At 60.3% G+C, this 10,814-nt stretch carries 11 protein-coding genes and 1 pseudogene; 11 read left to right on the top strand and 1 reads right to left on the bottom strand.

Translation table 11 applies throughout. The annotated features are described in order from the left end of the window. From BLQ09_RS04050 to BLQ09_RS04005, 10 genes and pseudogenes are all read left to right on the top strand, one after another. Positions 1 to 225: pseudogene (locus BLQ09_RS04050) on the top strand (IS481 family transposase); the annotation flags it as partial. A 279-nt stretch (positions 226 to 504) separates the two neighbouring features. Next, positions 505 to 1,944, top strand: a complete 1,440-nt coding sequence (locus BLQ09_RS04045) for an aminotransferase-like domain-containing protein (protein WP_017527404.1) — start codon at positions 505 to 507, stop codon at positions 1,942 to 1,944. A 104-nt stretch (positions 1,945 to 2,048) separates the two neighbouring features. Further along, positions 2,049 to 2,540 (top strand): translation initiation factor 2, encoded by a 492-nt coding sequence (locus tag BLQ09_RS04040; RefSeq protein ID WP_092355457.1) that lies wholly within the window; start codon positions 2,049 to 2,051, stop codon positions 2,538 to 2,540. Positions 2,541 to 2,702: 162 nt separating this feature from the next. Continuing rightward, positions 2,703 to 2,957 (top strand): YkgJ family cysteine cluster protein, encoded by a 255-nt coding sequence (locus tag BLQ09_RS04035; protein ID WP_017527406.1) that lies wholly within the window; start codon positions 2,703 to 2,705, stop codon positions 2,955 to 2,957. A 41-nt stretch (positions 2,958 to 2,998) separates the two neighbouring features. Next, entirely contained in the window at positions 2,999 to 3,604 is a 606-nt protein-coding gene (locus BLQ09_RS04030; protein ID WP_027603637.1) for an START domain-containing protein, read from the top strand. A gap of 103 nt (positions 3,605 to 3,707) precedes the next feature. Next, positions 3,708 to 3,944 carry a hypothetical protein gene (locus tag BLQ09_RS04025; RefSeq protein WP_027603638.1) on the top strand — a complete coding sequence of 79 codons (237 nt, stop codon included), beginning with the start codon at positions 3,708 to 3,710 and terminating at the stop codon, positions 3,942 to 3,944. A 213-nt stretch (positions 3,945 to 4,157) separates the two neighbouring features. Further along, positions 4,158 to 4,499 carry a ribonuclease E inhibitor RraB gene (locus tag BLQ09_RS04020; RefSeq protein ID WP_015885395.1) on the top strand — a complete coding sequence of 114 codons (342 nt, stop codon included), beginning with the start codon at positions 4,158 to 4,160 and terminating at the stop codon, positions 4,497 to 4,499. A gap of 454 nt (positions 4,500 to 4,953) precedes the next feature. Continuing rightward, positions 4,954 to 6,363, top strand: a complete 1,410-nt coding sequence (locus tag BLQ09_RS04015; protein ID WP_027603639.1) for a circularly permuted type 2 ATP-grasp protein — start codon at positions 4,954 to 4,956, stop codon at positions 6,361 to 6,363. Between the two features lie 4 nt (positions 6,364 to 6,367). Next, positions 6,368 to 7,318, top strand: coding sequence for an alpha-E domain-containing protein (locus BLQ09_RS04010; protein ID WP_027603640.1), 951 nt, complete (start codon positions 6,368 to 6,370; stop codon positions 7,316 to 7,318). Further along, the gene (locus BLQ09_RS04005; RefSeq protein WP_027603641.1) at positions 7,315 to 8,118 is read left to right on the top strand and encodes a transglutaminase family protein; all 804 of its coding nucleotides are present in this window, start codon (positions 7,315 to 7,317) and stop codon (positions 8,116 to 8,118) included. The genes BLQ09_RS04010 and BLQ09_RS04005 overlap by 4 nt, the downstream gene beginning before the upstream one ends. Before the next feature lie 28 nt (positions 8,119 to 8,146). Here BLQ09_RS04005 and BLQ09_RS04000 read toward each other — a convergent pair whose 3' ends face one another. Further along, the gene (locus BLQ09_RS04000) at positions 8,147 to 8,953 is read right to left on the bottom strand and encodes a c-type cytochrome (protein WP_092355454.1); all 807 of its coding nucleotides are present in this window, start codon (positions 8,951 to 8,953) and stop codon (positions 8,147 to 8,149) included. A 639-nt stretch (positions 8,954 to 9,592) separates the two neighbouring features. Here BLQ09_RS04000 and BLQ09_RS03995 point away from each other — a divergent pair. Then, positions 9,593 to 10,798, top strand: coding sequence for an acetyl-CoA C-acetyltransferase (locus BLQ09_RS03995; protein ID WP_092355451.1), 1,206 nt, complete (start codon positions 9,593 to 9,595; stop codon positions 10,796 to 10,798). Positions 10,799 to 10,814 lie beyond the last annotated feature (16 nt).

The raw sequence follows: 10,814 nt of genomic DNA, 5'->3' as shown, positions 1-10,814 counted from the left end.
TGCTTGCCCGATGTGGAATATCCGGCAGAAATGAAAGTTCGAAGCGTCAGGCAGGACGGATCGATCAAGTGGAACGGCAAGTTGGTATTTATCAGCGAGGCGCTGTCCGGGGAAAGGATAGGGCTCAAAGAAGCTGAAGATGATGCTTGGGATTTGTACCTGTGTGATTATCCCTTGGGGAGGCTTGGACGAGGTATGACCCGCGTCCAGGCCTCAAATGTGTAAACGATGTCCCCGGTTTCAGATGTAAACGATGTCTACGGTTCTACACCCCGATAGCGGTGGACCAGTCACTATTTTCGGCGACTGACACTCCGTCATCGGGAGCAAGCCCCCTCCCACATTGTTCTGTATACATCTGAATATTCTCTCCACTCACCTTACAGTTTTTACTGTCACTCCCGCGCGCGCTCGACTATTGTGGCAACTGTCCCCGTACACTTCTAAACTGTGCTGGTATGTTTCACACAAAAATAAAATACCCGTGAAATCGAGTGCTGCGTCATGACCAATCTGTTGCTTTACCAACGTATCGCCCAGCAACTGGCTGAGGACATCCGTCGCGGTGTCTATCAACCTGGCGAGCGCGTGCCCTCGGTGCGCAAGATGAGCTCCCAGCTCAATGTCAGCCACGCTACGGTATTGCAGGCCTACGCCAACCTGGAAGACCAGGGGCTGATCCGGGCACGGCCGCAGTCCGGTTACTACGTGCACCAGACGCCAGCACTCACGGCGCCCACGCCGGACATCGCGCGGGTCGAGCGCCCGGGGTTGGTCACCCGCAGCAGCATTATCCAGCAGGTATTGGGCGAGTCGCGCCGCGAAGGTGTATTTCCCCTGGGCGCCGCCGTGCCGAGCGTCGACTATCTGCCGGTACGGGCGCTGCACCAGCAATTGGCCAAGGTCACGCGCTTCCAGAGCCCACGCGCCTTCAGCTACATGTTCAGCCCCGGTTTCGAGCCGCTGCGTCGCCAGGTGGCGATTCGCATGCGTGACGCCGGCGTGGTGGTGGACCCCTCCGAAGTGGTGATCACCCACGGCTGTGTTGACGCCTTGCAGATGTCGCTACGGGTGCTGACACGCCCCGGCGACTTGATCGCGGCTGAATCGCCGACCTATTACGGCTTGCTGCAACTGGCCGACCTGTTGGGCCTCAAGGTCATCGAGATCCCCAGCGACCCGTCCACCGGCATGAGCCTGGAAGCCCTGCAACTGGCCGCCAACCAATGGTCGATCAAGGCCCTGGTGTTGACCACGCGCCTGAGCAACCCCCTGGGCGGCACCATGCCCGAGGAACGGCAGAAACAGTTGCTGCGCCTGGCCTCGGATTTCGACATCCAGATTGTCGAAGACGATATTTACGGCGAACTGATGTTCGAACTCGGCCGCACCAAGGCCCTCAAGGCCTATGATCGCCTGGACCGGGTCATTTATTGCTCGAGCTTTTCCAAGACCTTGTCGCCGGGTGTGCGCATCGGCTGGATGATCGCCGGCAAGTACCAGCAGGAAATCCAGCGCCTGCAAATGTTCAGCACCCACTCGGCCTGCAGCGTCACCCAGATGGGCGTGGCAGCGTATCTGGAGAACGGCGGCTACGACCGGCACCTGCGTTACATCCGCCAGGAATACCGCAAGAATCTCAGCGCCTTCCAACTGGCGGTGCAGCAGTATTTCCCGGAAGGCACCCAGATGACTCGTCCGACGGGCGGCTTTATCTTGTGGGTCAGTTTGCCTGGGCGGGTCAATACCCAGGAACTGCACGTGCGCGCCCTGCAACAGGGCATCAGCATTGCGCCGGGCTTGATCTTCAGCAACACCGAGCAGTTCAACCACTGTATTCGCCTTAACTGCGGCACACCGTGGAACCGCGAAGCAGAGCGTGCGCTGATGACCCTGGGGATGCTGGCCAGCCAGCTATGCCAGGAAACCGCAGCCGGCTTTTGAGGCGCCGAAAAGGCGCAGCGCCGATAGCTGGCTGATCACCGCGCTTGTCATGCCGCGCACAACAAGCGAGCATATGGCCCTCTGCCGTTAATGCTGTAGGCAATATGACCTCGATTGTTCGCGCTGCTTTGGTGATTGGCCTGTTAAGCCTGTGTAACGTCGGCACAGCGCTGGCGGCGGCACCCGTGGCTGAAAACAAGCCCGCTGCCAATACCCGGCAGGATGCCCCGGCAAAAAAACCTTCCCCCACCAAGCAAGCCCCCGTCGCGAAAAAACCAACCGCCACGGCGAAAAAACGTGCGTCGACGGCGAAAAAATCCAAGTCAGCCCAGGAAGTGGCACAGACCAAACTGCCACCGGCACAGTTGGATTTGTCCCTGCCTTCGGACATGGTCAGGCATCTGCAGCCCCTGGGGACCGTGCCCAAGCCCAAGAGCGTGCCGTTGTTGCCGCCGATGTTCGGTGAAAAGCCCACCGACAACAGTGCGTTCCAGATCAACGGCCGTTTGCTCAGCAATGAGATGAAGCTGCAACTGCGCAACGAAGAGCGCCGTGAAGTGGAAGGTGCCGCGTTGGAATTCGAGTTCAAACAGTAAACTTTTTCCTACAAAGTGACGCAGGCCGTCGACCATCTGTCGCAGACTGGTCGGTCACTTTTGTTTTGTGCGAAAAACCCCTGTTAACCCATTTTAAAACGACTGTTTAAGGGCGTACCCTAGCCCGGCCGTCCCTATTGAGTCGTCGAGGACCTGCTGGTCATGAATTGCCGTGAAGGCTGTGGCGCCTGCTGCATCGCCCCCTCCATCAGTTCGCCGTTACCCGGGATGCCCAATGGCAAACCGGCGGGCGAACGCTGCCTGCACCTGTCGGTCGAACAGCTGTGCCAACTGTTCGGCCAGCCGGAGCGCCCGGCGGTGTGCAGTGATTTCAAGGCGGATATCGATGTCTGCGGCACCGACCAGGCCGATGCGATCCGGTTGATCGGCTGGTGGGAGCAGATGACGGCGGCTTGAGGGGCTTTACTATCGGAACTTCAACAATAAGGAATACAACAATGGGTTCGCTGAAACGAATGGCTGTGCTGTGCGGTTTTACCCTGGTATTTGCTGCCACTGCCCAGGCTGAGGATTGGCAGGTTGCCAAGGATGAAGACGGTATCAAGGTGTCCCTGAGCGAAGTCGCCGGCTCCAAATACAAGGCGTATCGCGGTGTGACCGTGATCAAGGCGCCTGTCGCCAGGATCCAGGCCCTGCAGGAAGATGTGGCTGGTGCCTGCTCGTGGATTCATGAATGCAAATCCCAGAAGCTGGTGGACAAGAAAGGCGATGAGGCCTGGACCTACACCCAGTTCAAGGCGCCGTTCCCGGTGACCGATCGTGATTCGTACATCCATGTCACCACCACCAAGGACGCCGACGGCAGCGTAACCCGCAAGCTGCAGGGCGTGCCGACCTACAAGCCCGAAGAAAAAGGCTACGTGCGAGTCGCTCAGGTCGAGGGCTTCTGGAAACTGGTCCCTAAAGGCGCCAATGAGACCGAAGTCACCTACCAGGTACACACCGAGCCAGGCGGCAGCGTGCCGTCGTGGCTGGCCAACAAGTTCGTGGTGGAAGCGCCGTTCAACACCCTGAAAGCCTTGAAGGAACACGCTGAAAAATAACTGTGCTTGATCCGGTGCTTCCTGACTTGAGTGGAACGTTTGCCGAGCCCTCAAGGTCCAGATAGATGTAAGCCCACACATGGGTTTTATCGAGGAGGCACCGATGCAAAAGTGGCAGATTACCTTCGTTGATGATCACGGCGTACAGTCCGTGGAGCAGTTCACCTGCGAGCACAAGCCCAGCCTCGAAGATGCGGCACACATGATCCGCAACAAGCTGGTGCCCGTGGCCGCCGAACTGGACCTCAACGACCTTGAGGGCCGCAAGCCCGAGCCAACGGTCAAGATCCTCAAAGACCAGAACAGTATTCAAATCCTCGACATCTCTCCCGCCGCCTGAACATTTCCTGTATGCCATTCAAGCACCTCTGGTGGAGGTGATAGCTTCGCGCTACTCTGCAAGTGAGATCAGCGAATGAATCGCTAAGGTCTGGTCTTGTCAGCTACATGCTTGTTTTCCCGTGGTGATGTTGTTGCCGTGGTACCCGCGCCGTCAGCGCGCGGGCTTTGGGAAGCACGGAAAGTCTATCCATCGGTTTGAGGAGGACGTTTCATGAGCACAGCCTATCAAGAAGACATCAGCACCAACGTTCTGCGCCGCATGAAAGAAGGCGGCTTCGACTTTTCACGGTTCCACCCCATTGAGTTCTACGCCATTTTCCCGGATGAGGAACGGGCGCGCAGGGCTGCGGGTGAATTTCGTGGTGAGTCCCTGAATGCCCAGGTCAGTGCGCGCGACGATGGCGCCTGGTACCTGGAACTGAGCAAGATCATGTTTGCAACCTACGATGGCATAGGAGACTTCGAGCAGGACTTTGAAGCGGTGGTCGAGCCGCTGGGCGGAATCATCGAAGGTTGGGGCGTCAAGCAGGAGGTGCGTGGGTTACCCATGTAGCGCCATTGTATGAGCAACACAGCGTATCGGCTGACCCTGGGGTCGGCCGATTTTGTATGTGCTGTGTGAAAATTTCCGGAACTACCGTTGCCCTTTCCCGCACAAAAAAAAGCCACCCGAAAAGGGTGGCTGAAAGGGAAGACCGAAGGAGCCGGTCAGTACACGAGCTTCAAGGTACCGAGTGCGGGATGGGTAAGGCTGTAGGACGTGTCCTGTTCAGCGGATGGGGAGAATTATCCGCAGGCTGGCACGGGCAGTGAAATCAACTCTGACTATGCTGTTGATAGCCAAAGCCTGCATTGCCATGAAGCGTGCGGCAGTGCAGTGGGGATTCCGCGCACCAGGACGGTGCGATCAGGTCTTTGCTTATATTCAACTCACTGATTTTTAAGTGTTTATGCCGCTGGCACGGGCCTTGCGATGGTTCTTGCGTCCGGGTGACAAGGAGTACGGCATGATCCGCACTTATTACGACGAAATGTACGATGGGGCAGGGCAGGTTCGCCCTCACTACCGCGAGTTCGCCCGCTGGTTGGCCGACACCCCCGCTGAACTGCTGGCCCAGCGCCGGCGCGAAGCCGATTTGCTGTTTCACCGCGCCGGGATCACCTTCACGCTTTACGGCGACGAGCAGGGCACCGAGCGCCTGATTCCGTTCGACACCATCCCCCGCAGCATTCCCGCCAGCGAATGGCGGATGGTCGAGCGTGGCTGCATCCAGCGGGTCAAGGCGCTGAACATGTTTCTCGCCGACCTCTATCACGAACAACGCATCATCAAGGCCGGGATCATTCCCGCCGAACAGGTACTGGCCAACGAGCAATACCAGTTGGCAATGCAGGGGCTGAACCTGCACCGCGACCTGTATTCCCACATCTCCGGAGTCGACCTCGTACGCGACGGCGACGGCACCTACTACGTGCTGGAAGACAACCTGCGTACACCCAGCGGCGTGAGCTACATGCTCGAAGACCGCAAGATGATGATGCGCCTGTTCCCCGAGCTGTTCGCGGCCCAGCGCATCGCGCCGATCGATCATTACCCCAACCTGCTGCTCGATACCCTGAAAAGCGCCAGCCCCCTGGATAATCCCAGCGTCGTGGTGCTGACCCCGGGGCGCTTCAACAGCGCGTTTTTCGAGCATGCATTTTTAGCCCGGGAAATGGGTGTGGAGTTGGTGGAAGGCGCCGACCTGTTCGTGCGCGATGACCGTGTGTTCATGCGCACCACCGACGGCCCCAAAGCCGTGGACGTGATCTACCGTCGCCTCGACGACGCATTCCTCGACCCGCTGGCCTTCAACCCCGACTCCATGCTCGGCGTGCCCGGCCTGCTGGCGGCGTATCGCTCGGGCAATGTGGTGCTGGCCAATGCCATCGGCACCGGGGTGGCGGATGACAAGTCGGTGTACCCCTTCGTCACCGAGATGATCCGTTTTTACCTGGACGAAGAACCGATCCTGCAGAACGTTCCCACCTTCCAGTGCCGTAAGCCCGACGAATTGTCCCACGTGCTGGCCAACCTGCCGGACCTGGTGGTGAAGGAAACCCAGGGCTCCGGCGGCTACGGCATGCTGGTGGGCCCAGCGTCCACGGCCGCGGAAATCGAAGCCTTCCGCGCGCGTATCAAGGCCAAGCCCCACGCCTATATCGCACAGCCAACCCTGTGTTTATCCACCTGCCCGACCTTTGTCGAAAACGGCATTGCGCCGCGCCATATCGACCTGCGCCCGTTCGTGTTGTCCGGCAAGGAAACCCGTGTGGTACCCGGCGGTTTGACCCGTGTCGCGCTGCGTGAAGGGTCGCTGGTGGTCAATTCGTCCCAGGGCGGCGGCACCAAAGACACCTGGGTGGTCGAGGACTGATGCCATGTTGAGTAGAACTGCCTCGGATTTGTACTGGATGTCGCGCTACCTGGAACGCGCGGAAAACCTCGCGCGCATGCTCGATGTCAGTTATTCGCTGTCGCTGATGCCCCAGGATGGGCGCGGTGATGGCCTGCATGAACTGGCCATGCCGCTGTTGATCACCGGCACGCTGGATGATTACCGCGAGCGCCACGGCGAATTGCACGCCGAACGCCTGCTGCATTTCTTCGCACTGGATGCGGCCAACCCGGCCAGCATCTACAGTTGTCTCGGTGCCGCGCGGGCCAGCGCCCATGCTGTGCGTGGGCGAATTACTGCCGACATGTGGGAAAACATCAACGCCACCTGGCTGGAGATTCGCGAAATCTCACAGCAGGGCCTCAGCCGCTACGGCATGAGCCGCTTCTGCGAGTGGGTCAAGGAGCGTTCCCATCTGTTCCGGGGGGCGACCTACGGCACCATCATGCGCAATGACGCCTTCCGTTTTATTCGGCTGGGTACGTTTATCGAGCGCGCCGACAACACCCTGCGCCTGCTGGATGCGCGCTATGAAATGGCCGGTGACCAGGCCGAAGCCGTTACCGATGGCACCGCCCACGCCTACTATCAATGGAGTGCCTTGCTGCGCGCGTTATCGTCGTTCGAGGCCTACACCGAGATCTACCGCGACGCCCCAGGGGCCCGGCAAGTCGCGGAGCTGTTGCTGTTGCGCGCCGATGTACCGCGCTCCCTGCGGGCCTGCAGCGAAGAGATCGACCAGATCCTCGCCAGCCTGCCCGGCATCAACGGGCGTCCGGCCCAGCGCCTGGCGGCCGAGATGGATGCGCGGCTGCGGTTTACCGCGATCGATGAAATCCTCGAGGAAGGCCTGCACGCCTGGCTGACCGACTTTATCCCCTTGGTCCGCCAGTTGGGCGACGCCATCTACAGTTCCTACCTGGAGGCCGCATGAGACTCTCCATCAGTCACGAAACCACCTACCACTACGAAGACCAGGTACGCGCCAGCATCCAGTACCTGCGCCTCACGCCCCACGACAGCGAGCGCCAGCACGTGCTCAGTTGGCAACTGGACCTGCCTCGCCCGGTGCGCGCGCAGATCGACCCGTTCGGCAACATCCTGCACGTGCTGACCCTGGACGAACCCCACGACGCCATCATCATTGGCGCCCGTGGCCAGGTGGATATCGATGAGCTGCGTGAGGCTGAACACGAGAGCCAGTCAGCCTTTCCGTTCCTGCGCTGCACCCGCCTGACCGAGCCCGACGACGCCCTGCGCGCTTTTGCGCAGCAGCATTGCCACCAGCGTCGTGATCGCACCGCGTTGATCGACCTGATGCACGCCCTCAACCAGTCGATGGTCTACACGCCCGGCGCCACCGAAGTCGACACCTGCGCCGCCCAGGCCTTCGCAGGGCGGGCGGGGGTGTGCCAGGACCATACCCATGCGTTCCTGGCCTGCGCGCGCAGCCTGGGCATTCCTGCGCGGTATGTGTCGGGGTATTTGTACACGGAAGACAGTACTCACCTGGCCAGCCACGCCTGGGCCGAAGCCTGGCTGGATGACGCCTGGTACAGCTTTGACGTGACCAACCAACTGGCCCGGCCGGAGCGGCATTTGAAACTGGCCGTGGGCCTGGACTACCTCGACGCTTGCCCGGTGCGCGGCATGCGCCGTGGCGGTGGGCATGAGCAGATGCATGCCAAGGTATTCGTGGCGCCGACGCCGGTGGTCCTGGTCCAGCAGCAATAACCCGCTCGCCACCGAGATCAGGCTGGGATCAGGGGTGTTGTTTACGCCCCGCCATATGCTTCAAGTACCCCACCAGCAATTCCAGCTCGCTGTCAGGCAACACCCTGGCGGCGAACGCTGGCATCTTCGCCTGCGGCCAGTGCCTCAGGCTCTGCGGGTCGCGGATATAGCGCTTGAGGAAGTCGCCGCTGAAATATTCCGTAGGGTTGTAGGGAACATTCAGGTCCGGCCCCACCTGTGCATCGCCGGCGCCATTGAGGCGGTGACAGGCCAGGCAGTTCTTCTGGAACAGCGCAAAGCCCTGGTTGACCGGATCATTCGCAGCCAACTTCGGGTCGGGCAACAGCGCCGGAAAACGTTCGGCCACCGTCTTCAACTGCTTGATCGCGGAGATCTGGAACGGCCACTGCTCCGGGCTGATATGCCCGGCCTGCGGATCGGTCCACACCAGGTAGAACGGCCCGGCACTCGGCTTGCCGTCTGCCAACGGGGGCCATGGGTGGACCGGGTCTTCCACGGCCAGCCAGGCGCGGGCGCCGTTTTTTTGCAGCAACGGTGCAGCCGTCAGTTCGGCGGCGAAGCCATCCAGGGCAACGGCTTGCAGATGATTATCGGGCTGTAGGCCCGGCAGGAGCACTGCCAGCGGTACTGCGCGATAGGTCATGTTGCGCTTGTAGGAAACGTCATCGACGACCTGCACTGTCTGCGCGTCCGGATGCTTGAGCAGGTCGGCGGTCTGCCAGGTCTTGCGGCTGTGATCCAGCTCGACGGTCAATTGCGCCGCCGAAGCGGGCAGGGCGAGGAACAAGGCAAGGAATGCGAAGATCGGTTTCAAGACGGCGGCCCCGTGTTAAGTGGCGATAGGGCCCACGATAGCGGAAAAGTGCAGGTAAAAAGGCAGCCCCTGCAACAGGATCGCTATGCACGAAGTCCCGGCAGGTGCTGCCAAAAGCGGTAATCCTGAGGAAAGAACAGGCTCAAGAAGAGGTCACCCAATGACCTTGGTCAAGTTGGGCAAGATCAGAATCAATGTGGTGGCGAACAGAATAAGTCCCGCCTGACGTACTTTCGAATGTTTGAACATGGCTGACTGCCTTTTGTTGTTATTCCTGAGCGTCAAATGCGTGCCGTTGAATATGAGTATCGCAATGTGACGTGTCGCTTTTCTTACAGCTGCTCCAGCAAAACCCGGCAGCAACTTCTTACTGATTGAACCTTAGAGCCCTCGTTCTGCGCGGCTTAGACCCATTTCATATCACCTGATCAGCATTTCAGCTTAAAAAGGCATGAGGCATAACGCCATCTTGGCGCCAATGCCTTGGCTAGACAGCTAAAACGATTAATCCAGCAATTACCTTAGGTGCCTACCGTTCGTCCGAGCGTGGCGGTCAAAAGCAATGAGCGCATCCGTCATTGAAACCGTGTCAATCGGGCCTAAGGTAAGGGCATTACTGCGCAATGGTTCGAGGACGTCATGACCCAAGCTTTGATCTTTGATGCGATACGCACGCCCCGCGGCAAAGGCAAGGCCGACGGCGCCCTGCACAGCGTCAAGCCGGTAAACCTGGTGGCCGGCCTGCTCACCGCGCTGGCACAACGCAACGACCTCGACACCCAGCAGGTGGATGACATCGTGCTCGGCTGCGTTACCCCGGTGGGCGACCAGGGCGCCGACATCGCCAAGACCGCCGCGCTGGTGGCGGACTGGGCCGTCAGCGTCGCCGGTGTACAGATCAACCGCTTCTGCGCCTCGGGCCTGGAGGCGGTTAACCTCGGCGCGATGAAAGTGCGTTCCGGCTTTGAGGACCTGGTGGTGGTCGGCGGCGTGGAGTCCATGTCCCGCGTGCCCATGGGCAGCGATGGCGGGGCCTGGGTGCTCGACCCGCAGACCAACATGCACAGCCACTTCACGCCCCAGGGCATTGGCGCCGACCTGATCGCCACCCTGGAAGGTTTCACCCGCGAGGATGTCGATACCTTTGCCCTGCAGTCCCAGCAGAAAGCCGCCAGGGCGCGTGCAGACGGTTCCTTCAACAAGTCGTTGATCGCGGTGCAGGACCAGAACGGCATTGTGCTGCTGGACCATGATGAATTCATTCGCGCCGATTCCACCCTCGAAGGCCTGGGCAAGCTCAAGCCCAGCTTCGAAATGATGGGGCAGATGGGCTTCGACGCCACCGCGTTGCGGGTCTACAGCCATGTAGAACGCATCCACCATGTACACACACCGGGCAATAGCTCGGGCATCGTCGACGGCGCCGCATTGATGTTGATCGGCTCCGAAGCGAAGAGCCGCGAGCTGGGCCTGCAACCGCGGGCACGCATCGTCGCCACGGCCGTCACTAGCACCGACCCGACCATCATGCTCACAGGCCCGGCGCCGGCCACCCGTAAAGCGCTGGCCAAGGCCGGTTTGCGCGTAGAAGACATCGACCTGTTCGAGGTCAACGAGGCCTTTGCCTCGGTGGTGCTCAAGTTCATCAAGGACATGGGCATCGACGCCGCGCGCGTCAACGTCAACGGCGGCTCCATCGCCATGGGCCACCCGCTGGGCGCCACGGGTTGCGCGATCCTCGGCACCCTGCTCGACGAACTGGAGGTGCGCCAGCAGCGCTACGGCCTGGCCACCCTGTGTGTCGGCGGCGGCATGGGCATCGCCACCATTATCGAACGCCTCTGAGCCCAAGGAATTTGTC

Source organism: Pseudomonas sp. NFACC25, assembly GCF_900100935.1.
GTDB lineage: Bacteria > Pseudomonadota > Gammaproteobacteria > Pseudomonadales > Pseudomonadaceae > Aquipseudomonas > Aquipseudomonas marginalis.
The sequence above is the reverse complement of the archived record's forward strand: the minus strand, read 5'-3'. Positions and strand labels throughout refer to the sequence as shown.